The organism is Methylibium rhizosphaerae (assembly GCF_006386545.1).
In the GTDB taxonomy this organism is placed as follows: domain Bacteria; phylum Pseudomonadota; class Gammaproteobacteria; order Burkholderiales; family Burkholderiaceae_C; genus Pseudorivibacter; species Pseudorivibacter rhizosphaerae.
Genome location: NZ_SWAR01000013.1, coordinates 71,002 through 93,046 on the forward strand (window position 1 = coordinate 71,002; position 22,045 = coordinate 93,046).

General features: G+C 68.3%; 19 protein-coding genes. 10 read left to right on the forward strand and 9 right to left on the reverse strand.

The genetic code is table 11. From position 1 onward, the window contains the following. The first annotated feature begins 10 nt into the window (after positions 1-10). A complete protein-coding gene (locus E8D38_RS11870; protein WP_246099448.1) occupies positions 11-514 on the forward strand; it encodes a dihydrofolate reductase in 504 nt (167 codons plus the stop codon). Positions 515-526: 12 nt separating this feature from the next. Here E8D38_RS11870 and E8D38_RS11875 read toward each other — a convergent pair whose 3' ends face one another. Next, complete coding sequence (locus E8D38_RS11875; RefSeq protein ID WP_140629996.1) at positions 527-1,132, reverse strand: TetR/AcrR family transcriptional regulator; 606 nt, start codon at positions 1,130-1,132, stop codon at positions 527-529. 130 nt (positions 1,133-1,262) lie between these two features. Here E8D38_RS11875 and E8D38_RS11880 point away from each other — a divergent pair, with 130 nt between their 5' ends. The 6 genes from E8D38_RS11880 to E8D38_RS11905 all read left to right on the forward strand — a co-directional run bounded on the left by E8D38_RS11880 (position 1,263) and on the right by E8D38_RS11905 (position 10,147). After that, the gene (locus E8D38_RS11880; RefSeq protein WP_140629999.1) at positions 1,263-2,471 is read left to right on the forward strand and encodes an efflux RND transporter periplasmic adaptor subunit; all 1,209 of its coding nucleotides are present in this window, start codon (positions 1,263-1,265) and stop codon (positions 2,469-2,471) included. A gap of 26 nt (positions 2,472-2,497) precedes the next feature. Beyond that, entirely contained in the window at positions 2,498-5,659 is a 3,162-nt protein-coding gene (locus tag E8D38_RS11885) for an efflux RND transporter permease subunit (protein WP_140630002.1), read from the forward strand. Between the two features lies 1 nt (position 5,660). Beyond that, entirely contained in the window at positions 5,661-7,100 is a 1,440-nt protein-coding gene (gene adeC / locus E8D38_RS11890) for an AdeC/AdeK/OprM family multidrug efflux complex outer membrane factor (RefSeq protein WP_140630005.1), read from the forward strand. A 40-nt stretch (positions 7,101-7,140) separates the two neighbouring features. Further along, positions 7,141-7,905 (forward strand): exodeoxyribonuclease III, encoded by a 765-nt coding sequence (xth, locus tag E8D38_RS11895; RefSeq protein WP_140630010.1) that lies wholly within the window; start codon positions 7,141-7,143, stop codon positions 7,903-7,905. 148 nt (positions 7,906-8,053) lie between these two features. Continuing rightward, complete coding sequence (locus E8D38_RS11900) at positions 8,054-8,932, forward strand: hypothetical protein (protein ID WP_140630013.1); 879 nt, start codon at positions 8,054-8,056, stop codon at positions 8,930-8,932. 15 nt (positions 8,933-8,947) lie between these two features. Further along, entirely contained in the window at positions 8,948-10,147 is a 1,200-nt protein-coding gene (locus tag E8D38_RS11905) for a hypothetical protein (RefSeq protein ID WP_140630018.1), read from the forward strand. Positions 10,148-10,182: 35 nt separating this feature from the next. Here the strand turns inward: E8D38_RS11905 and ntrC are convergent, their stop codons facing one another. The 8 genes from ntrC to E8D38_RS11945 form a co-directional block, all read right to left on the reverse strand. Continuing rightward, positions 10,183-11,691 (reverse strand): nitrogen regulation protein NR(I), encoded by a 1,509-nt coding sequence (gene ntrC, locus E8D38_RS11910; RefSeq protein WP_140630022.1) that lies wholly within the window; start codon positions 11,689-11,691, stop codon positions 10,183-10,185. A gap of 54 nt (positions 11,692-11,745) precedes the next feature. Continuing rightward, a complete protein-coding gene (gene glnL / locus E8D38_RS11915) occupies positions 11,746-12,771 on the reverse strand; it encodes a nitrogen regulation protein NR(II) (protein ID WP_140630165.1) in 1,026 nt (341 codons plus the stop codon). 125 nt (positions 12,772-12,896) lie between these two features. Beyond that, the gene (locus E8D38_RS11920) at positions 12,897-13,385 is read right to left on the reverse strand and encodes a hypothetical protein (protein ID WP_140630025.1); all 489 of its coding nucleotides are present in this window, start codon (positions 13,383-13,385) and stop codon (positions 12,897-12,899) included. Positions 13,386-13,569: 184 nt separating this feature from the next. Further along, the gene (gene glnA / locus E8D38_RS11925) at positions 13,570-14,988 is read right to left on the reverse strand and encodes a type I glutamate--ammonia ligase (protein ID WP_140630029.1); all 1,419 of its coding nucleotides are present in this window, start codon (positions 14,986-14,988) and stop codon (positions 13,570-13,572) included. A 250-nt stretch (positions 14,989-15,238) separates the two neighbouring features. Next, complete coding sequence (locus tag E8D38_RS11930; RefSeq protein ID WP_140630033.1) at positions 15,239-16,036, reverse strand: competence/damage-inducible protein A; 798 nt, start codon at positions 16,034-16,036, stop codon at positions 15,239-15,241. 3 nt (positions 16,037-16,039) lie between these two features. Continuing rightward, on the reverse strand, positions 16,040-16,921 hold the full coding sequence (locus E8D38_RS11935; RefSeq protein WP_140630036.1) for an EI24 domain-containing protein: 882 nt from the start codon (positions 16,919-16,921) through the stop codon (positions 16,040-16,042). Between the two features lie 18 nt (positions 16,922-16,939). Continuing rightward, entirely contained in the window at positions 16,940-17,572 is a 633-nt protein-coding gene (locus tag E8D38_RS11940) for a response regulator (RefSeq protein ID WP_140630039.1), read from the reverse strand. Continuing rightward, entirely contained in the window at positions 17,569-18,750 is a 1,182-nt protein-coding gene (locus tag E8D38_RS11945; RefSeq protein ID WP_140630042.1) for a hybrid sensor histidine kinase/response regulator, read from the reverse strand. The genes E8D38_RS11940 and E8D38_RS11945 overlap by 4 nt, the downstream gene beginning before the upstream one ends. A 220-nt stretch (positions 18,751-18,970) precedes the next feature. On the opposite strand from E8D38_RS11945, the gene E8D38_RS11950 reads away from it, so the two are divergent. From E8D38_RS11950 to E8D38_RS11960, 3 genes are all read left to right on the forward strand, one after another. Then, positions 18,971-19,429: a hypothetical protein gene (locus E8D38_RS11950; RefSeq protein ID WP_181179074.1), complete on the forward strand. Its 459-nt coding sequence runs from the start codon at positions 18,971-18,973 to the stop codon at positions 19,427-19,429. A 64-nt stretch (positions 19,430-19,493) separates the two neighbouring features. Then, positions 19,494-19,856 (forward strand): response regulator, encoded by a 363-nt coding sequence (locus tag E8D38_RS11955; protein ID WP_140630047.1) that lies wholly within the window; start codon positions 19,494-19,496, stop codon positions 19,854-19,856. A gap of 39 nt (positions 19,857-19,895) precedes the next feature. Beyond that, positions 19,896-22,043, forward strand: a complete 2,148-nt coding sequence (locus E8D38_RS11960) for a chemotaxis protein CheA (protein ID WP_140630053.1) — start codon at positions 19,896-19,898, stop codon at positions 22,041-22,043. Positions 22,044-22,045: the final 2 nt, after the last annotated feature.

A 22,045-nucleotide genomic window follows, 5' to 3' on the forward strand; every position in this document is an offset into this window, starting at 1 on the left:
CTCGACGACCATGGCCAGGGGCACCGAAATGCGGCTCGCACTCATCGCCGCCGTCTCGCGCAATGGCGTGATCGGCCACGACAACAAGCTCCTGTGGCACCTGCCCGAGGACCTGAAGTACTTCAAGCAGACCACGCTGGGCTGCCCCATCCTCATGGGCCGCAAGACCTACGAGTCCATCGGCCGGCCGCTGCCTGGCCGGCGCAACGTGGTGATCTCGCGCAACGCCGAATGGATCGCGCCCGGCGTTGAAGTGGCCACCTCGCTGCCCGCGGCGTTCACGCTGCTGCACGATGCGACCGAGGTGTTCGTGATCGGCGGCGCGCAGGTCTATGCCGAAGCGCTGCCCTATGCCGACGAGCTGTTCCTCACCGAAGTCGACAAGGACTTCCAGGGCGACGTGCGCTTTCCCGAGTGGAACCGCGACGAGTTCGTGGAGGTGTCGCGCCAGCGGCACCATGCCGGGCCGCCGAACGACTTCGACTACGCCTTCGTGCTGTACCGGCGCAAGTAGGGCGACAACACCTCAGCGGCCGTAGGCGGCGAGAAACACGTCGACCGCCCGCGCCACCGCCTGCTTGATCTCGGCGCGGGTGAAGGTGTTTTGCAGGCCGAAGATCCAGCGCCAGTCGATCTCGGAACTGAACAGCGCGAGGATGTGCTGCGCAGCCGCAGACGGATCGCGCACATTGAGGCGGCCCGCCTCGGTGGCGCGCTCCAGGTAGCTCGCCATCGCGTCATGCAGCTGCTGCGGCCCGTATTGCCAGAACTGCTGGCCGATGCTGGACTTCGAGGCCACGGCGATCACCATGCGGCGAACCGCGATCGCCTCCGGCGCAGTGACGGCGACCAGCAGCCGTTCGCCCAGGCGCGTCAGCAAGGCGCGCGGCTCCTCGTCGGCCTTCGACGGCAGGTCCTGGAACGCAGGCTCCACTTCCTCGCCGACCTTGTGGTGCACCACTGCGAAGAACAGCTCCTCCTTCGAAGGGAAGTAGCTGTACAGCGTGGCCTTTGAGCCGCCCATGCGGGCAGCGATCTCCGACATCGATGCGCGCTCGAAGCCCATCTCCATGAAGACTTCGGCCGCCGTCTCCAGGATGGACTCGCGTTTGGCTTCGGTACGAACACGCACGGCTTCACAATCCTTTACTGAACCAATATGTTCAGTATTGCTTGACGGCCGCAGGAAGTCAAACAAATAATAGAACCGTACGGTTCAGTTATTTCCGAGTTGTGGACGCAAGTCAGACGGAGTTCTTCCCATGCCAACAAGACCCTTCTTCGCACCGCTGACGGTGCTCACCGCGGTGGCTGCGGCCGCCGTGCTCACCGCGTGCGACAAGCCCTCGATGGCCGCCGGAGCCCCCCAGGGCGCCGCGCCGACGGTCGGTGTGATGGCCGTGCAGCAGCAAAGCGTGGCGCTGGCCGCCGAGCTGCCGGGCCGTACCGCGGCCTACCAGATCGCCGAGGTGCGCCCGCAGGTGGGCGGCCTCGTCAAGGCGCGGCTGTTCCGCGAAGGCAGCGACGTGAAGGCCGGCGACGTGCTCTACCAGATCGACGCAGCCAGCCATCAGGCCGCCTACGGCAGCGCACAGGCCGCGCTGGCCAAGGCCGAGGCCAATCTCATCCCGGCGCGCGCGAAGGCCGAGCGCTACAAGGAGCTGGTGGCCATCCACGCCATCAGCCAGCAGGACCACGACGACGCCGCGGCGGCGCTGAAGCAGGCCGAAGCCGAAGTCGCTTCCGCCAAGGCCGCGCTCGAAACCGACCGCATCAACCTGGGCTACACCCGCATCACCGCGCCGATCTCCGGCCGCATCGGCCGCTCGTCGGTGACGCCGGGCGCGCTGGTCACCGCGTCGCAGGCCAACTCGCTGGCCACGGTGCAGCAGCTCGACCCGATCTATGTCGACGTGACCCAGCCCAGCACCTCGATGCTGCAGCTCAAGCGCGCGCTCGAAGCAGGCTCGCTGCAGAAGAGCGGCGATGGCGCCGCCCGGGTCAAGCTCAAGCTGGAAGACGGCAGCAGCTATGCGCTGCCCGGCAAGCTGCAGTTTTCCGAATCCACCGTCGACCCGTCCACCGGTGCCGTGACGCTGCGTGCCGTGTTCCCCAACCCGAAGGGCGAGCTGCTGCCGGGCATGTATGTGCGCGCCGTCGTCGAAGAAGGCGTGAAGGCCGGCGCGCTGCTGGTGCCCCAGCGCGGTGTGCAGCGTGACGCCGCCGGCAAACCGATCGCCTACGTGGTCGGCGCCGACGGCAAGCTGCAGCAGCGCAACCTCGTCACCGAGCGCGCCGTGGGCGACAGCTGGCTGGTCACCGAAGGCCTGGCCGCGGGTGACCGCGTGGTCGTCGAAGGGCTGCAGAACGCCCGTGCCGGCGCAGCCGTCAATGCCGTGCCGTGGGCGCCGCAGGCTGCCGCATCGGCGCCGCCGCGCGTCGCGCAGGCGAACGACACCGCGGGCCGCTGAGCCCCACAGATCACTGCGAGAACAACATGGCCCGCTTTTTCATCGACCGCCCGGTGTTCGCCTGGGTGCTCGCCATCGTCGTGATGCTTGCCGGCGTGCTGGCGATCAAGACGCTGCCGATCGCGCAGTACCCCGCCATCGCGGCGCCCTCGGTCACCATCAACGCCAACTACCCCGGCGCCTCCGCCAAGACGCTCGAAGACACCGTCACCCAGGTCATCGAGCAGAAGATGAAGGGCCTGGACAACCTGGACTACATGTCCTCGACCAGCGAGTCGAGCGGCATGGCCACCATCACCCTCACCTTCAGGAACGGCACCAACCCCGACACCGCGCAGGTGCAGGTGCAGAACAAGCTGTCGCTCGCCACGCCGCTGCTGCCTCAGGAAGTGCAGGCGCAGGGCCTCACCGTCAACAAGGCGTCGAGCAGCTTCCTGGCGGTGATCGCCTTCACCTCCGAGGACGGCAGCATGAGCGGCTCGGACCTCGCCGACTATGTGGCCGCCAACGTGCAGGAGCCGCTGTCGCGGGTCGAAGGCGTGGGCGACACCCAGCTGTTCGGCTCGCAGTACGCCATGCGCATCTGGCTCGACCCGAACAAGCTGCTCGCCTACAAGCTGACCGCGCTGGACGTGAAGAACGCCATCGCCGCCAAGAACGTGCAGGTGTCGGCCGGCCAGCTGGGCGCGCTGCCCGCGGTGCCCGGCCAGCAGCTCAACGCCACCATCACCGCGCAGACGCGGCTGAAGACGGCCGAGCAGTTCCGCGCCATCGTGCTGCGCACCGCCAGCGACGGCGCCCAGGTGCTGCTGTCCGACGTGGCCAGGGTGGAGCTGGGCAGCGAGAGCTACGCCTCGACCGCGCACTTCAACGGCAAGCCGGCCGCGGGCCTCGCCGTCAAGCTGGCCACCGGCGCCAACGCGCTGGACACCATCCGCGGCGTGCAGGCCAGGCTCGACGAGCTGTCGGCCTTCCTGCCCAAGGGCATGAAGGCCCAGCTGCCCTACGACACCACGCCCTTCGTGCGCATCTCCATCGAGGAGGTGGTGAAGACGCTGGTCGAAGCGGTGGCGCTGGTGTTCCTGGTGATGTACCTGTTCATGCAGAACTTCCGCGCCACGCTGATCCCGACGATCGCGGTGCCGGTGGTGCTGCTGGGCACCTTCGGCGTGCTGGCCGCGTTCGGCTACTCGATCAACACGCTCACGATGTTCGCGATGGTGCTGGCCATCGGCCTGCTGGTGGACGACGCCATCGTGGTGGTCGAGAACGTGGAGCGTGTGATGCGCGAGGAAGGCCTCTCGCCGCTGGAAGCCACGCGCAAGTCGATGGGCCAGATCACCGGCGCGCTGGTCGGCGTGGCACTGGTGCTGTCGGCGGTGTTCGTTCCCATGGCCTTCTTCGGCGGCTCGGTGGGCGTGATCTACCGCCAGTTCTCGATCACCATCGTGTCGGCCATGGTGCTGTCGGTGCTGGTCGCCATGGTGCTCACGCCGGCGCTGTGCGCCACCTTGCTCAAGCCCCACACGAACACCCATGACGCGGGCGGCCCCCTCGGCCGCTTCTTCGGCGGCTTCAACCGCTGGTTCGACCGCAGCACCGCGCGCTACCAGGGCGCAGTGGGCCACGTGCTCCGGCGCGGCGGGCGCTATTTCGCGATCTACGCGGTGCTCACCGCCGCCGTGGCCTTCGGCTTCCTGAAGATCCCTGCCGGCTTCCTGCCCGACGAAGACCAGGGCACGCTGTTCACCATGGTGCAGCTGCCCCCGGGCGCCACGCAGAACCGCACGCTCGAGGCCCTGGCGCAGGTGGAACAGCACTTCCTGGTCGACGAGAACGAGGCGGTCGATTCGCTCTTCACCGTGGCCGGCTTCAGCTTCGCCGGCAGCGGCCAGAACATGGGCCTGGCCTTCGTGAAGCTCAAGCCGTGGAACGAGCGCGCCACCCCCGAGCTCAAGGCCGCTGCCGTCGCCAGCCGAGCGATGTCGACCTTGGCCAGGGTGCGCGACGCCAGCATCTTCACCTTCACGCCGCCGGCGGTGTCTGAGCTGGGCAATGCCACCGGCTTCGACCTCATGCTGCAGGACCGCGCCAACCTCGGCCATGAGGCGCTCACGCAGGCGCGCAACCAGCTGCTGGGCATGGCCATGAAGGAGCCGGGCCTGGTGGCCGTGCGCCCGAACGGGCAGGCCGATTCACCGCAGCTCGAGCTCGACATCGACGAGCACAAGGCCGGTGCTTTGGGCGTGTCGCTCGCGGACGTCCATGCAAACCTGTCGGCCGCCTGGGGCAGCAGCTACGTCAACGACTTCATCGACAAGGGCCGCGTGAAGAAGGTGTTCCTGCAGGCCGATGCGCCGTTTCGCATGCAGCCGCAGGACATCGACCGCTGGTACGTGAAGAACGCAAGCGGCGAGATGGTGTCGTTCGCCAGCTTCGCCACCGCGCACTGGAGCATGGGGTCGCCGCGCCTGGAGCGCTACAACGGCGTCCCGTCGATGGAGATCCTCGGCATGGCCATGCCGGGCAAGGCCTCCAGCGGCGAGGCCATGGCCACGATGGAGCGGCTGGCCGCCCAGCTGCCCGCGGGCATCGGCATCGAATGGACCGGCGTGTCGCGCCAGGAGCGCGCCTCGGGCTCGCAGGCGCCGCTGCTGTATGCGGTGTCGCTGCTGTTCGTGTTCCTGTGCCTGGCCGCGCTGTATGAGAGCTGGGCCATTCCGGTGGCGGTGCTGATGGTGGTGCCGCTGGGCATCCTGGGCTGCATCGTCGCGGCGATGACCGGCTGGCACATGAATGACGTGTACTTCCAGGTCGGCCTGCTCACGACGGTGGGCCTCGCCTCCAAGAACGCGATCCTGATCGTCGAGTTCGCGAAGGACCTGCATGCGCAGGGCATGGGCCTCGCCCAGGCGGCGATGGAAGCGGCGCGGCTGCGCCTGCGGCCCATCCTGATGACCTCGCTGGCCTTCATCCTGGGCGTGCTGCCGATGGCGCTCGGCTCGGGTGCCGGCGCCGGTGCGCAAAACGCGCTGGGCTCCGCCGTGATTGGCGGCATGACCTCGGCCACCGTACTCGCGATCTTCTTCGTGCCGCTGTTCTTCGTGCTGGTGCAAAAGGCCGCCGAGCGCCTGCGCCGCCCGCCTGCCCCTGCCGCCCTTCCCGTGCCCGTGCAACAAGGCCAATGAGATGAAGCACTTCCTCCTCCCCCTCGCTGCGGCCCTGCTGGCCAGCGGCTGCAGCCTGATGCCCGCCTACCAGCGGCCCGCCTCCCCGGTACCCGAGGCCTACCCCGCGGCGACCGCAGCCACCACGGTGGCCGGGTCACAGGCCGCCGCCGACATCGGCTGGCGCGACTTCTACGCCGACCCCCGCCTTCGCCAGGTGATCGAGCTGGCCCTGGCCAACAACCGCGACCTGCGCGTGGCGGTGCTCAACATCGAGTCGGCCCGCGCGGCCTACCGCATCCAGCGCGCCGACCTGTTCCCGGCCATCTCGGCCAGCGGCAGCGGCACCGCGCAGCGCACGCCGGCGTCGCTGTCGCAGACCGGCAGCGCGAGCGTGAACCACCAGTACAGCGCCGGCATCGGCTTTGCCAGCTACGAGCTCGACCTGTTCGGCCGGGTGCGCAGCCAGAACGAGCAGGCGCTGCAGAGCTTCCTTGCCACCGAAGCAGCCAGCCGCAGCGCGCAGATCAGCCTGGTGGCCGAAGTGGCCAATGCCTGGCTCACGCTGGCGGCCGACCGCGAGCGCCTCAGGCTGGCCGAAGAGACGCTCGAGAGCCGCAGCGAAAGCCTGGCGCTCACCCAACGCCGCTTCGAGCTGGGCGCCACCTCGCAGCTGTCGCTCAGCCAGGCGCAGAGCACGGTGGACAGTGCACGTGCCGACGTGGCCGGCTATCGCGCCCAGGTGTCCAGGGACCGCAACGCACTCGTGCTGCTGGCCGGCGCCCCGGTGCCCGACGCGCTGCAGCCCGATCGCCTGGGCGACTCGCTGAACGCGCTGCCCGAGCTGCCGGCCGGCGTGCCTTCGCAGCTGCTGGAGCGCCGCCCGGACATCGCGCAGGCCGAGGCCGACCTGAAGGCGGCCAATGCCAACATCGGCGCGGCACGCGCGGCGTTCTTCCCGCGCATTGCGCTCACCGCGTCGGCGGGCAGTGCCAGTGCGAGCCTGGGCGACCTGTTCAAGGCGGGCAGCGGCACCTGGAGCTTCGGCCCGTCGGTTTCGCTGCCGCTGTTCGACGGCGGCGCGAACCGGGCCAATCTCAAGGGCGCCCAGGTCGGCCGCGACATCAAGGTCGCCCAGTACGAGAAGTCCATCCAGTCGGCCTTCCGCGAGGTGGCCGACGCGCTGGCCGCGCGCGGCGAACTGGGCGAACAGCTCGACGCGCAGGACTCGCTGGTGCGCTCGACCGCGCAGTCGCTGCAGCTCTCGCAGGCGCGCTATGCGCGCGGCGTGGACAGCTACCTCGAGGTGCTCGACGCGCAACGCTCGCTGTACGCCGCGCAGCAGTCGCTCATCGCGACGCGGCTGGCCCGCCTGTCGAACAGCGTCACGCTCTACAAGGCCCTGGGCGGCGGTTGGGCCGGACACGACCCCGCCGGGGAGGCGGATCGCAAGGCCGGGTAAATTCCGGCGACACGACTGACGGGCTCGCCGCCCCACCTCCATGAAATTCGCCACCTGGAACGTCAACTCGCTCGCCGTGCGCGCGCCGCAACTCACCGAATGGCTGGCCGCCAACCCGGTCGATGCCATCGTGCTGCAGGAAACCAAGCTCACCGACGACAAGTTCCCGCACAAGGACTTCGAGGCGCTGGGCTACCACGCGCAGTGGCACGGCCAGAAGACGTACAACGGCGTGGCGCTGCTGTCCAAGGTGGAAGCGCAGGCGGTGCAGAAGAACATCCCCGGCCTCGACGATGAGCAGGCCCGGGTGATCGCCGGCACGGTGAACGGCATCCGGGTGGTCGGCGCCTACTTCCCCAACGGCCAGGCGCCGGGCACCGAAAAGTTCGCCTACAAGCTGAAGTGGATCGGCGCCCTGCGCGACTGGCTGCGCCAGGAGCTCGAGCTGAACCCGCGCCTGTTGCTCATGGGCGACTACAACATCGCCCCGGAAGACCGCGACGTCTATGACCCCATCGCCTGGGCCGGCCAGATCCACTGCACGGCCGAGGAGCGCGACCACTTCCAGCAGCTCGTCGGCCTCGGCCTCACCGACGCCTTTCGTCTCTTCGAGCAGCCGCCCAAGTGCTGGAGCTGGTGGGACTACCGCAACCTCGCCTTCCGCAAGAACCAGGGCCTGCGCATCGACCACATCCTGGTGAGCGAGGCGCTCAGGCCGGAAGTGAAGGCCTGCGTGATCGACAAGCTGCCGCGCAAGGCCGAACGGCCGAGCGACCATGCGCCGGTCATCGTCGAGCTGGGCTGAGTTTCCTGACAAGCTGACGAAAGTCTTCCCCGGGTTTGTTCTTGTTGTCCGCGGCGGACGCTCGCGCGCATAGTCGCGCCCGCATTCCGCGCTTCCGGCAGTACTGACAACCGACAGACTCCAGAGGAGACAGACTGTGAAGCTTTCGATGCGTACCGTGCTCGCGTTCGCGGGCGCCGCCGCGCTGTGCCTGGCCGGCGCGGCGCTGGCCACCAACTACTCCCTGTGGATCAACGGCCGCACCGGCGGCGGCGTGATCGGCAACTACGCGGACTTCAGCTACTGGGGCCCGGCCACCACCGAAGCAGGCATCAACAAGAAGGCCGTCAACTGGGACGGCCGCAGCCGCATCTCCGACCAGAACCACCTCGTGCGCAATGCGCTCGACTGCTATTGCACCGGACCCAACTGGTGCTACGTGGCCGTGCACAGCGCGGGCAACATGATGATCGGCTATGCGCTGTCGATGTATGGCGGCACCACGCGCAGCAAGAAGAACCCGGTGCCCGACAGCACCGGTGTATGCAGCAACAGCAGCGACGGCGGCACGCAGGTCGGCTGGAACATCAAGTGGGTCGACGTGGCCGGCGGCGCCGCCGGCGGCAGCGAGCTGGCCGACCTGGGCGACTGGGCGGTGTCCGAGCCGCTCGTCTCCGATCTCAAGACGGCCACCGCGCGGGCCATGTACGACCACAACAACACCCGCTCGAAGTGGTTCTACATGTATGCCGGTGCCAAGGGCACGGTGTATTCGGGCGCCCTGCCCGGCCAGGACGACGAGGCCGTCGCCTACCACTCCAGCGGCGGCGTTTCGGGCAGCTCGGGCGGCAGCTACTGCAACCCGTCCGACTGGCTGTGCAACGACCTCACCCTGGGCACTGCCGCCAACCAGGGCGGGCGCGCCAAGTGGAGCTACCACTCGGTGATGTTCCGCGACGACTCGGAGACCTACAACCACTATGCCAACGGCAACTGGGGCGGCATCGTGTCCAAGGTGCGCGCCGACATGGTGGCCAACGCCCGCTAGCGACGGCGCCTGCGCATGAACCAGCGCAAGGCCGCCGTGGTGGCCGCAGCCCTGGCGGCACTGCTGCTGGCGTGGCGCCTGCTGCCGGCGCAGGACACCGCGCTGCCGGCGGCGAACCCTCCGCAAGCCACCACGGCCACCGCGCAGCAGCCCGCGGCCGCGGCTTCGGCGGCGCCAGCTGCCGCGCCGTTGAGCGCCGCCGGCCAGCAGGCCCGGCAGGCGCAGCTGGCGCTGTGGCAGCAGCGCCTCGCGCGCGCCGAGCAGGTGCTCGAAAGCTACCGGGCGTCGACGCGCTACCCCTACGAGTCGCGGCCGATCACCGAGCACCCGGACCAGGTGCGCCCGTTCGAGCCGATCGCCGAAGACCTGGCGCTGCGTACGCCCGGCCGCGAGCCGGCCAAGGGCGTGCGCATCAAGACCACGCAGGAGCGCGTGTTCGCCAGCGGCCAGGAATCGATCCGCTTCACGGTGGCCGCCTACGACGATGACGGCAAGTCGCTGCCGCTGCTGGTGACGCGGGCCACCGCCTTCGACGTGCCGGACCCGCGACAGGTCACCGGCCGCCCGCAGGTGCCGGTGGCGTTCAACGACGCCGGGCTGGAGCCCGACGCGCAGGCCGGCGACGGCGTGCAGAGCGCGCGGCTGCAGCCGGCCACGCAGGGCTTTGCCGACTATGCCGGCACGATCCGTGTGCAGGTCTATCTCAACCAGAACGGCAAGCTGGGCAATGTGTATTTCGACGTGGTGTACAGCCCGCAGGTGCCGGCCGAATGGGCCGGCGTGCGCGAAACGCTGAACAACGGCTCGCTCGACTTCCTGCTGAAGGCGCGCGTGGCGGTGGCCGGCCGCTACGTGGTGAGCGCCCGCGTCGACGACGCGCAGGGCCGCCCTTTCGCGCTGCTGAGCTTCAACGACGAGGTGGGCACGGGTGACCAGGAGTTCCGCCTGCGGCTGTTCGGCAAGCTGGTGCGTGACGGCGAGCCGGCCTTCCCGCTGCGGCTGCGCGACGTGGAGGGTTTCCTGCTGCTGCCGGACCGCTTTCCCGACCGCTCGATGATGCGACGGCTGGCCGGCACGGTGCACACCAGCGCAAGCTATGCGCTCACGGTGTTCTCGGATGCCGAGTGGACCAGCGAGGAACGCGAGCGATACCTGGCGGAGTACGCGCGCGACACGAACGAAGCGCGCGAGCAGGTCGAGCGGCTGCAGCGCTGAAGGCCCTGCCGAAACCGCTCAGCCCGTGCGCGACGTCAGTCGTCCAGCCCCAGCTCCTGGATCTTGCGGGTGATGGTGTTGCGCCCGATGCCGAGCTTCTGCGCGGCCTCGATGCGGCGACCCCGCGTGATGTCGAGCGCGGCATGGATGAGCTGCGCCTCGAACTTGCGCGTGAGGTTGTCCCACACCTCGGGCTGGCCGCTTTCGAGCATGGTGCGCGCCTCGCGGTCGAGGTCGGCCAGCCAGTGGCCGATCGATTCGACCCGAGGCGCCGCCGGCGCGGCCGCGACCAGCGCCTCGGCCGATACCGGCATGGCCTGCACCGCCGAGGGCGAGGCGACAGCCGCGGCGGGCAGCTCCACCTGCACCGGCGGCTTGGGCGACAGCGTGGCATCGCCCAGCAGCTCTGGCGGCAGGTCCTTCGACTCGATCACCTGTGCCGGCGCCATCACGGTGAGCCAGTGGCAGATGTTCTCGAGCTGGCGCACGTTGCCCGGGAAGTCGAAGTTGGCCAGGCGGTTCAAGGCCACCTCGGAGATGCGCTTGGCCTCGACGCCCAACTCCTTGGCGCTCTTCTGCAGGAAGTAGCGCGCCAGCGTGGGCACGTCTTCGCGCCGCTCGCGCAGCGGCGGCAGGCGCAGCCGGATCACGTTGAGGCGGTGGAACAGGTCTTCGCGGAAGCCGCCGATCTTGACCCGCTCCTCGAGGTTCTGGTGCGTGGCCGCGATGACCCGCACATTGCTCTTGAGCGGGTGGTGGCCGCCCACGCGGTAGAACTGGCCGTCGGAAAGCACGCGCAGCAGCCTCGTCTGCAGGTCGAACGGCATGTCGCCGATCTCGTCGAGGAACAGGGTGCCGCCGTCGGCCTGCTCGAAGCGGCCGCGCCGCATGGTCTGCGCACCGGTGAAGGCGCCGCGCTCGTGGCCGAAGAGCTCGCTCTCGAGCAGGTCCTTCGGAATGGCCGCGGTGTTGATGGCCACGAACGGCCCGGTGCCGCGCGGGCTGTGCTTGTGCAGCGCGCGCGCCACCAGCTCCTTGCCCGAGCCCGACTCACCGGTGATGAGCACGGTGACGTTGCTCTGCGAAAGCCGGCCGATGGCGCGGAAGACGTCCTGCATGGCGGGCGCCTGGCCGAGCATCTCGGGCATCTGCGCCTGCGACACGTCGCGCACTTCCTCGCGCACGCTTTCGTCGACCGCGCGGCGGATCAGCTCCACCGCCTTGGGCAGGTCGAAGGGCTTGGGCAGGTATTCGAAGGCACCGCCCTGGAAGGCCGACACCGCGCTGTCGAGGTCGGAGTAGGCGGTCATGATGATGACCGGCAGCCCCGGGTGGCGCTCCTTGACCTTGGTCAGCAGGTCGATGCCCGAGCCGCCTGGCATGCGGATGTCGGACACCAGCACCTGGGGCTCGTCTTCCTCGAGGGCGGCGAGCACGTCGCGCGGGTTGGTGAAGCTGCGCACCGGGAAGTCTTCGCGCGCAAGCGCCTTCTCCAGCACGAAGCGGATGGATTGGTCGTCGTCAACGATCCAGATGGGTTTCATGCCTGCCCTAAGCTCACTCGGCCTCTTGTTCTTCGGCCGGCGACCCGACTCGGATCAGGGCAGCGGCACCAGAATCTTGAAGATGGTACGCCCGGGTTCGCTCTCGCATTCGATCGTGCCCTGATGCTGCTGCACGAAGGTTTGCGCCAGCGTGAGCCCCAGACCCGACCCGCCATCGCGACCCGACACGAGCGGGTAGAAGATGCGATCACGGATCGACTCGGGGACTCCCGGGCCGTTGTCCTCGATATGCAATTCCAGTGCCAGACGGAAGCGCTGCTTGCCCAGGGTGACCTGCCGCGCGACGCGGCTGCGCAGCGTGATGTTGGCGTCGCCGGCGGCGATGCGCTCGTGCAGCGCCTGCGCCGCGTTGTGGGCGATGTTGAGCACCGCCTGGATGAGCTGCTCGCGGTCGCCGCGGAACTCGGGGATCGAGGTGTCGTAGTCGCGCTGCACCCTCAGCCCCCGCGGGAACTCCGCCAGGATCAGCGAGCGAACCCTTTCGCACACCTCGTGGATGTTCACGTCGCTCACCACGTGGGGCCTGCGGTGCGGCGCCAGCAGGCGGTCGACCAGCGCCTGCAGCCGGTCGGCCTCATGGATGATGACCTGCGTGTATTCGGCCAGCCCCTTCGACTCGACCTCCATCTGCAGCAGCTGCGCCGCGCCGCGGATGCCGCCCAGCGGGTTCTTGATCTCGTGGGCGAGGTTGCGGATGAGTTCCTTGTTGGCCTGGGCCTGGCCGAGCGCGCGCTCCTCGCGGTCCTGCCGGGTCTGCTGCTCGATCTCGACCAGCTCCACCACGGTGAGCTCGCCGCTCTGGTCCATCTGGTTGACGATCACATGGACCGGCAGAGGCTCCGGATGCAGGCCGGGCTGGCGCTTGAGCTGGGCCTCGAAGCGGCTGGTGGCGAAGTCGTTGCGCGCCACGGCCGCCACCGTGTCGCGCACGGTGTCGGCATCGGTGAACCAGTCGAACAGCGAGCCACGCAGGACGGCGCGGCGCGACAGGCCGAGCACATGCTCGAAGGCGGCATTGGCGAACAGGCACTGCCCGTCGGGCCGCACGATCGCCACCATGGTGGCCAGGTGGTCCAGCGCTTCGAACCGCGAACCGGCCGCGGTGGCGCTGCCAGAGGCGGGAGCGGCGGCCGCTGGGGCCGCCGCTGCTGCTGCGGGCCGGTTGCCTGAGGCGCGAGCGTTCACTACGGCAACTTGGCTATTTCGCGCTTGATGGCCGCGATGTCGGCTTCCTTGCGGGCGATCGAGGCCTTCAGCTCCGCGGTACGGTCGGCGTACTTCTGGTAGTTCTTCTCGTCGCCGCGGCGCTCGGGCTCGCCGTTGTTGTATTCCTTCTGCAGCGCTGCGAGGGCTTCCTCTTCCTTGCGCAGCTCGGCCTCGAGGATGCGGCGCGCATCGCTGTCGCGCGCACGCTGGTCGGCCGGGTCGACCCGGTTGCCCGGCGAACCGCCGGCGGACGGCGCGGCGGCAGCGGGCGCCCGCTTGGGCGACTGCACGACGGTGACGTTGCCGCCTTCGACCGGCTTGCAGCCCTTGGCATCGGCCTCCTTGGCCGTGATGGAGTTGGTGAAGTTGTTGCCGGGGCAGCGGTACACGGTGCTGCCCTGCGCATGGGCCACGCCGAGGGCGCTGCACAGCAGGAACGACAACAGCAGATTCGAATGCAGACTCATCGGGTGGGATCTCCTGCCTGCATCAACGTTTGCCGGTGAGGCAGCGCTGACTGCGAGGCGCCGGGCAGTATGGCTGAAATCACAGGTAGGGGCAAAACAGGAACAACCCCCGCGCAACACGCCAAATGAAAAAGAAAAAGGGCGGCTTGCGCCGCCCTCTTCGACTCGCCGGAACCTCGCGGGTTCAGGCCGAGTAGTACATGTCGAACTCGACCGGATGCGTGGTCATGCGGAAACGCGTGACTTCCTGCATCTTCAGCTCGATGTAGGCATCGATGTACGCATCGGTGAACACGCCGCCCTTGGTCAGGAAGGCACGGTCCTTGTCGAGGTAGTCGAGGGCCTGGTCGAGGCTGTGGCAGACGGTCGGGATCTTCGCGTCCTCTTCCGGCGGCAGGTGGTACAGGTCCTTGGTGGCGGCTTCGCCCGGATGGATCTTGTTTTCCACGCCGTCGAGGCCGGCCATCAGCATGGCCGAGAAGCCCAGGTACGGGTTGCACAGGGGATCGGGGAAGCGCGCTTCGATGCGGCGACCCTTCGGGTTGGCCACGTACGGGATGCGGATCGAGGCCGAGCGGTTGCGCGAGCTGTAGGCCAGCTTCACCGGGGCTTCGAAGCCGGGCACCAGGCGCTTGTACGAGTTCGTGCCGGGGTTGGTGATGGCGTTCAGCGCGCGGGCGTGCTTGATGATGCCGCCGATGTAGAACAGCGCGAACTCCGACAGGCCCGCATAGCCGTCACCGGCGAACAGGTTCTTGCCGTCCTTCCAGACCGACTGGTGCACGTGCATGCCGGAGCCGTTGTCGCCGACGATGGGCTTGGGCATGAAGGTCGCGGTCTTGCCGTAGGCATGCGCCACGTTCTGGATCACGTACTTCTGCAGCTGCAGCCAGTCGGCGCGCTGGACCAGCGTGCTGAACTTCGTGCCGATTTCCATCTGGCCGGCGTTGGCCACTTCGTGGTGATGCACTTCGACCGGGATGCCCATCGACTCGAGGATCAGGCACATCTCGGAACGCAGGTCCTGGCCGGAATCGACCGGCGGCACCGGGAAGTAGCCCCCCTTCACGCCAGGGCGGTAGCCGGAGTTGCCGTGCTCATATTCCTTGCCGGTGTTCCAGGCGGCTTCCTCGGACTCGATCTTGGAGAACGAGCCGGACATGTCGACGTTCCAGCGCACGCTGTCGAACACGAAGAACTCGGGTTCCGGGCCGAAGTAGGCGGCGTCGCCCAGGCCGGAAGCCTTCATGTAGGCCTCGGCGCGCTTGGCCAGCGAACGGGGGTCGCGCTCGTAGGGCTTGCCGTCGCCCGGCTCGATCACGTCGCAGGTGAGGATCAGCGTGGGCTCTTCGAAGAAGGGGTCGATGTTGGCGGTGTTCGGGTCCGGCATCAGCAGCATGTCGGACGCTTCGATGCCCTTCCAGCCGGCGATGGACGAACCGTCGAACGCGTGGCCGGACGTGAACTTGTCTTCGTCGAAATGCGAAACAGGCACGGACACGTGCTGCTCTTTGCCACGGGTATCGGTGAAGCGGAAGTCGACGAACTTGACTTCGTTGTCCTTCACCAGCTTCATCACGTCGGCGACGGTCTTGGCTGCCATCAAGTGCTCCTAGCGGGCTGGTTGGTGTGATTGGTTCGGCCCGAGGAACGCGAGGGATGACCCCGCCGGGCGCACGGGAATGTAGCAGAAAGCATGCCATTGACGACCCACCGCACGGGGCTCGACGCACCGCTGCCGCGGGGCCGTGCACGGCGTCGGTGAGTATTGGATGGGCTCCAGCGCTTTTCAAGGAAAAGCGCACCAGTAGAGCGCAAAGAAGCGCCCCACTTCGGGGCGCTTAGGGGTCGACCTAACGCACCAATTCGGGGCCCAGTTGGGCACCATGCTGGCGCAGGCCGTCCAGCAGCATCGCGTAGGCCGGCACCAGCCGGTCGGCAGCACCCTTGACGCCCAGCTCGATGTGGCGGCCGTACTGCGGGTGGTCCACGCTCGGCAGGCTGAACACCTTGATGCCCGGATGCCCGGCTTCTACGGCTTCCATGAGGGGAGTGAGGCTCGCCTCCATGCCGCCGAAGACGATGACGGAACGTTCGGCCTCCCGGAGCTGGCCCTGCAGATGGGCGTAATGGGTATCGAGCACCCAGGCGACCATCGGCCAGGCCATCACCGGGAAGCCGGGCACGAAGTGCACGTCGCCCACGCTGAAGCCGGCGATCTTGTTGTACGGGTTGGGAATGATGCGGGCGCCCTCGGGGAAGACACCCATGTTCAGGCGATGCACGTTGTCCGGCCGGTCCGGCTCGTAAGGCAGCCCCTGCTCGGCGGCCACGTCGCGCATGCGCTCCAGGATGAGCTCGCGCGCCTGCGGGTGCAGGGCCAGCGGCACGCCCAGCGCTCGCGCTGCGCACTGCCGGGTGTGGTCGTCGGGCGTGGCGCCGATGCCGCCGCAGGAGAACACCACGTCGCCGCTGGCGAAGGCGTGCTGCAGGTCGGCGGTGATGCGACCGGGCTCGTCGCCCACGTAGCGCACCCACGAGAGCCGCAGGCCGCGCTCGCCCAGGAGCTCGATCACCTTGGGCAGGTGCTTGTCCTGGCGCTTGCCGGAGAGGATCTCGTCGCCAATGATGACGAGGCCGAAGTTCTTCATCGGTCAGGCGGGCGGCAGCGGGTTGAGTGCCGGCTCGGCGGGCAGCTCGGGCAACGGCGCGGGCTGGCCGGCAGGCGCGGCCGCGACGTCATGCACCGCGCGCCAGGCCTGCAGCGCGGCCAGGCAGTAGTGGGTGAACCACAGCGAGGCAAAGGCGAACACCAGGGTGTACAGCCAGATCGCCACAAAGATGAGGAAAGGCGCCAGCACGATGGTCATGGCGCCGAAGGCCCAGATCAGCGACGGCGCCGCGCCCAGGTAGCCGGTGACGATGCCGATGCCCAGCAGCGGCCAGCGGTGCTCGCGCATCACGGCCCGTCGCTCGTCGCGGGTGGCGTGGTCGGCCATCGCGTCGAACGACATCACCCGGTAGGTGAGCCACCCCCAGATGACCGGCGGCAGGACCAGCACCAGCGGCGGCACCAGCCACAGCGGCATGCTCGCCAGCAGCGCCACCATCGCCAGCAAGGTGGTGCCCACCGAGAACAGCACGCTGCTCCACAGGGGCTCGCCGTGCCGGCGCTCCAGCGCCGGGAATCGGCGGTTGGCCACGAGGTTGACGATGGCCGGCGTCATGAGCAGCGCCACCAGCAGCAGCGACAGCATCACCAGCGTGGGCACCGCCAGGGCCAGCACGATGAGCGGCGCGATCACGGTACGGAAGCCGCCCAGCCCGACTGCTTCCATCCAGCCGAGGGCTGCCTCGACCAGCGCCCAGCTCTCGAGCTGAGCACGCACCGCCACCAGGGCGTCTTCCCAGAAGAAGTAGCCCAGCACCCCCGCCGAGACGCCGATGATCGCCAGCGGCAGCAGCGACAGGAGGATGACCCGGGGGTGGAAACAATAGGCGCAGGCGCGCCAGAACGCATCGAGTAGCAGGTTCATGCGGCGAGGATAACGGCGCTAGACCAATCCGTTGCGGATGGCGTAGACGGTGAGTTCCGAGTTGTTGGACAGCCCCAGCTTTTCCAGCACGCGCGCGCGGTACACGCTCACCGTCTTGGGACTCAGGGTCAGCTCCTCGGCGATGTCGGACAGGCGCTTGCCCGAGGCGATCATCACCAGCGTCTGCAGTTCGCGGTCCGAGAGCTTCTCGTGGGCCACCTCGGGCGCCGGCTGGGTGAGGCTTTCCACCAGCATCTGCGCCATCTCGGGCGTGACGTACTTGCGGCCCTGCGCCACGGTGCGCACCGCCGCGACGATCTGGCCCGGCTCGCCGCCCTTGTTGACGTAACCGAAGGCGCCGGCCCGCATGGCGCGCAGGGCGTACTGGTCTTCGGGGTACATCGACACCACCAGCACGCGCACCGGGGAGTTCTCCTCCTTGAGCACGTGCAGCACGTCGAGCCCGCTGCGGCCGGGCAGGTTGATGTCGAGCACCAGCACGTCGCAGCCCTTGCCGGCGCGCATCAGCGTGCGCAGCTCGCCGTAGTCGCCGGCCTCGCCTACCACCTCGATGTCCGAGGCATCGGACAAGGTGTCGCGGATGCCGCGGCGGATGAGGGCATGGTCGTCGCAGAGGATCACTTTGATCATAGGGTTCCCCAGGAGGTGGGGTCGTTCCAGTCGTCGTCGGTGACGTCGTCGTGGATGTCCAGCGGTATGGGCTTGCTGGGCGTGCCGGGCAGCGGCACCGACAGGATCAGGGTGGTGCCGCCGGGCCCGCTGCTGAGGTCGACCCAGCCGCCCACGGTGGCGGCCCGCTCGTGCAGGCCGCGGATGCCGAACGAACGGGCCTTGGCCAGGTCCACGGCCGACAGCCCCCGGCCGTTGTCGCTCACTTCGAGCGAGAGCACGCCGCCGGCCACCGCCAGGTCGACCTGCACCTTGCTCGCCTGCGCATGCTTGCTCACGTTGGTGAGCGCTTCCTGGGCGGTGCGGTAGGCCACCAGGGCCACGCCGGCCGGCCACTGCGGCGAATCGCCGCCCACGCCCAGGTTCGAGAAGGTGGTGGCGATGCCGCTTCGCTTCTCGAAGCGCTGCGTCATCCACTGCAGGGCCGCCACCAGGCCTTGCTCGAGGATGGCCGGGCGCAGGTTGTGCATGATGCGCTGGCTCGCCTCGATGGCATGGGTCACCGTTTCGAGCGCCTGCTGGGCCCGCTCGACCACCACCGGGTTCTGGGCATGCCGCGCGATCCAGGCCAGGTCGAACTTCACCGCGGTGAGCGAGCCGCCGACGTCGTCATGGATCTCCCGGGCAATGGCGGCGCGCTCGGCCTCCACGCTGGTCTGGAGGTGATGGGTGAGCTCGCGCAGGCGCTCCTGGGAGCGGCCGAGTTCGTGGTCGGCCTGCAGCTTGGCCCGTAGCGCCTCGGTGGCCTCGATGGCATGCAGCATGGCCGGCACCAGCCGCGTGAGGTTGTTCTTCAGCAGGTAGTCCGACGCGCCATTGCGCATGGCGGCCACCGCCACGTCCTCGCCGATCTCGCCCGACACCAGGATGAACGGCACCAGCGAACCCATCGACTTGAGGATGTCCAGCGCCACCAGGCCCGAAAACCCGGGCAGGTTGTAGTCGGACAGGATGACGTCCCAGGGCTGCTTGAGCGCCTGGCGGTATTCGGCCTCGGACTCGACCCGGCGCGCGTCGGCGTCGATGCCGCCCCGCACCAGGTGGGCCAGCATGAGCTGGTGGTCCAGCTCGGAATCCTCCAGGTGCAGCACACGCAGACGGCGCGTCTGGTGCGACGGGATGGGATTGGGCGGCGTCATAGGCCGATCTTATGAAGTTGTTGGCTGCGCAAATCAACCCCAAACAGTGAAATTGGACCGGCTTTACCTGCGTCATCGCCTCAATACGGGCAGGTTCCGTGCCGAAAAATTCTAGCAACCGATGCCGCGGGACGGCCCGCCGTGGCCGGCCCTCCCGAAGCCGCGATTCTGAAGCGCTCAGACCGACCCACTTTTGCTGCCATTGCTGGAGCGACCGACGATGCTGACCCCCGAAGCGATGCCAGACGATCCCCCCGGCGGAACGATTCCGCTGCTGATGGCCGCCGACCTGCAGGACCACCTGATGGTGGCCAGCAACGACCTCGATCGTCTGCAGCGCCTGTTGTCGGACACCTGCGATGCGCTGATGCAGCGCTTCTACGGTGCCTCGGCCGAACTGACGCGGGCCATGGATGCCAACGGCGGCGCGGTGGACGGCGCCGCGGTTGCGGCGGCCATGCAGGAGCTGGGGGCCGCAGTGACCGCACTGCAGTTCCAGGACATGGCGTCCCAGCTCATCAACCACACCCACCGGCGGCTGCGCAATTGCGCGGACCAGCTGGCCCGCGACGCGATGGGCGACGACGAGGACGGCGCGGCCGTGGTGGAAGAGGCCCCGCTGCGGCCCAACCCGGTGACCCAGGACGAGATGGACGCGGGCTCGATAGAGCTGTTCTAAAGAAACCGCCTCGTCAACCGATATCGCATTCGATTTCCCTTACGGATTCTTCTCGGAGAGCAACATGCATTCAATCCTCGCCGTGGACGACTCGGCTTCCATGCGCCAGATGGTCAGCTTCACGCTCAAGAGCGCGGGCTACAACGTGGTGGAGGCGGTGGACGGCCAGGATGCCTGGGAAAAGGCGGGCGGCCGCCAGTTCGACCTGGTGCTCACCGACCAGAACATGCCCCGCATGGACGGCATCAGCCTGACCAAGAAGCTGCGCGACAACCCGCAGTTCAAGGCCACGCCCATCCTCATCCTGACCACCGAGTCCAGTGACCAGATGAAGCAGGCCGGCCGCTCCGCCGGCGCCACCGGCTGGCTGGTGAAGCCGTTCGACCCGGTGAAGCTGATCGAGGTCATCAAGAAAGTCATCAAGTAACCGTTCGCCCCAGACGACCACAACGACAAGGAGCGCGCCATGGGCGAGATGACTTCCGAAGGTTCCAACCTCGGCGCAGGCATCGACCTGAGCCAGTTCTATCAAGTCTTCTTCGAAGAGGCCGGCGAGAACCTCGAGCGCATGGAGCAGCTGCTGCTCGAGCTCGACATCGAGGCGGCCGACGACGAGGAACTCAACGCGATCTTCCGCTGCGCGCATTCCATCAAGGGCGGCGCCGCCACGTTCGGCTTTTCCGACGTGGCCGAGCTCACCCACCAGATGGAGACGCTGCTGGACAAGCTGCGCCGCCACGAACTCGAGCCCACCTCGCAGATGGTGGACGTGCTGCTGGCCTCCGGCGACGCGCTGAAGGCGCAGCTGGCCCGCCACCAGGGCTCGGGCAGCGAGATCATCGACACCACCGACCTGCTGGCCAACATCCGCGCGCTGGTGGCCGGCGAGACGCCGGCGGCCGTGGTGTCCACGCCGACCATCGTGCACAACAGCCGCGAGCAGGAGCTCGAGGCGGCCGCCGATGCGCACGCCGCGAAGATCGCCGGCAAGTACGTGCTCGAACTCACCATCGGCCCGCTGGAAAGCCCGGCACCGGCCGACAGCGTGGTCGAGCTGTTCAAGGAGATCGTCGACCTCGGCACCATCGAGGCGGTGGACGGCGGCATGATGCAGGACGGCCTGCGCCGCTTCAAGGTCATCACCGCCAGCTCCGAGGCCGAGCTGCTCGACCTGTTCGGCTTCCACGTCGGCCGCGAGCATGTGAAGTTCCTGCCGTGGGGCGGCGAGAACGTCGCGCCAGGCTACGGCTTCTTCAAGGACAACCCCGGCGCGCCGCACGACCATGAGCCCGATCCGGGCTACGGCTTCTTCGAGGACGCGCCCGGCGCACCGGCCGGCGACGCCGCCACCGAACGCCTGGATGCCGCGCCGGTCGAGCAGAAGCCCGCCGCTCCCGCGGCCGCCAAGCCGGCGGCCAAGGCCGAAGCCAAGGCGCCGGCCGCCTCGCTCGAATCGGCCACGCTGCGCGTGTCGGTCGAGAAGGTGGACCAGCTCATCAACCTGGTCGGCGAACTCGTCATCAACCAGGCCATGCTGGCCCAGAACAGCCGCGACCTGGACCCCCAGGCGCACCAGCAGCTGATGGCCGGCCTGGGCGACCTGGAGCGCAACACGCGCGACCTCCAGGAAGCGGTGATGTCGATCCGCATGATCCCGATGTCCACCGTGTTCAACCGCTTCCCGCGCATGCTGCGCGACCTGGCTTCCAAGCTGGGCAAGAAGGTCGAACTGGTGACGCAGGGCGAAGCCACCGAGCTGGACAAGGGCCTGGTCGAGAAGATCACCGACCCGCTGACCCACCTGGTGCGCAACTCCTGCGACCACGGCATCGAGCTGCCGGCCGACCGCCTGGCCAAGGGCAAGAGCGAGACCGGCACCATCACGCTGTCGGCCTCGCACCAGGGCGGCAGCATCGTCATCGAGGTGCGCGACGACGGCCGCGGCCTGTCGCGCGAGAAGCTGCTCAAGAAGGCGCGCGAGCGCGGCCTGCATGCGCCGGACTCGTTCACCGACCAGGAAGTCTGGGGCCTCATCTTCGAACCCGGCTTCTCCACCGCCGAGCAGGTGACCGACGTGTCCGGCCGCGGCGTGGGCATGGACGTGGTGAAGAAGAACATCACGGCCCTGGGCGGCACGGTCGAGATCGACTCGGCCGAAGGCTACGGCATGCGCGTGGCCGTGAGGCTGCCGCTCACGCTGGCCATCATGGACGGCATGAGCGTGGGCGTCGGCGAGGAGGTCTACATCCTGCCGCTGTCCTCGGTGGTCGAGAGCTTCCAGGTGCAGCCCAACATGATCAAGACCATCGGCGGCTCCGGCCGCGTGGTCGAGGTGCGCCAGGAATACATGCCGGTGGTCGAACTCGAACGCGTGTTCGACGTGCCGCGCTTCGACTTCGAGCATGTGAGCTCGATCATGGTGGTGGTGGAGGCCGAAGGCGGCCGCATCGCGATGCTGGTGGACGAGCTGCTCGGCCAGCAGCAGGTGGTGGTGAAGAACCTCGAAGCCAACTACCGCAAGGTCAACGACGTGTCGGGCGCCACCATCATGGGCGACGGCCGCGTGGCCCTGATCCTCGACGTGGGCAGCCTCGTGCGCCGCTCGCGTCACTGAAC

Coding starts and splice junctions, on each gene's coding strand:
- E8D38_RS11935 (WP_140630036.1), bottom strand. CDS start 16,921: ATGAACCTGCTACTCGATGCGTTCTGGCGCGCCTGCGCCTATTGTTTC.
- glnA (WP_140630029.1), bottom strand. CDS start 14,988: ATGGCAGCCAAGACCGTCGCCGACGTGATGAAGCTGGTGAAGGACAAC.
- E8D38_RS11900 (WP_140630013.1), top strand. CDS start 8,054: ATGCGTACCGTGCTCGCGTTCGCGGGCGCCGCCGCGCTGTGCCTGGCC.
- E8D38_RS11940 (WP_140630039.1), bottom strand. CDS start 17,572: ATGATCAAAGTGATCCTCTGCGACGACCATGCCCTCATCCGCCGCGGC.
- E8D38_RS11870 (WP_246099448.1), top strand. CDS start 11: ATGGCCAGGGGCACCGAAATGCGGCTCGCACTCATCGCCGCCGTCTCG.
- E8D38_RS11930 (WP_140630033.1), bottom strand. CDS start 16,036: ATGAAGAACTTCGGCCTCGTCATCATTGGCGACGAGATCCTCTCCGGC.
- E8D38_RS11885 (WP_140630002.1), top strand. CDS start 2,498: ATGGCCCGCTTTTTCATCGACCGCCCGGTGTTCGCCTGGGTGCTCGCC.
- E8D38_RS11960 (WP_140630053.1), top strand. CDS start 19,896: ATGGGCGAGATGACTTCCGAAGGTTCCAACCTCGGCGCAGGCATCGAC.
- E8D38_RS11905 (WP_140630018.1), top strand. CDS start 8,948: ATGAACCAGCGCAAGGCCGCCGTGGTGGCCGCAGCCCTGGCGGCACTG.
- E8D38_RS11955 (WP_140630047.1), top strand. CDS start 19,494: ATGCATTCAATCCTCGCCGTGGACGACTCGGCTTCCATGCGCCAGATG.
- glnL (WP_140630165.1), bottom strand. CDS start 12,771: ATGGTGGCGATCGTGCGGCCCGACGGGCAGTGCCTGTTCGCCAATGCC.
- adeC (WP_140630005.1), top strand. CDS start 5,661: ATGAAGCACTTCCTCCTCCCCCTCGCTGCGGCCCTGCTGGCCAGCGGC.
- E8D38_RS11950 (WP_181179074.1), top strand. CDS start 18,971: ATGCTGACCCCCGAAGCGATGCCAGACGATCCCCCCGGCGGAACGATT.
- E8D38_RS11945 (WP_140630042.1), bottom strand. CDS start 18,750: ATGACGCCGCCCAATCCCATCCCGTCGCACCAGACGCGCCGTCTGCGT.
- E8D38_RS11920 (WP_140630025.1), bottom strand. CDS start 13,385: ATGAGTCTGCATTCGAATCTGCTGTTGTCGTTCCTGCTGTGCAGCGCC.
- xth (WP_140630010.1), top strand. CDS start 7,141: ATGAAATTCGCCACCTGGAACGTCAACTCGCTCGCCGTGCGCGCGCCG.
- E8D38_RS11880 (WP_140629999.1), top strand. CDS start 1,263: ATGCCAACAAGACCCTTCTTCGCACCGCTGACGGTGCTCACCGCGGTG.
- ntrC (WP_140630022.1), bottom strand. CDS start 11,691: ATGAAACCCATCTGGATCGTTGACGACGACCAATCCATCCGCTTCGTG.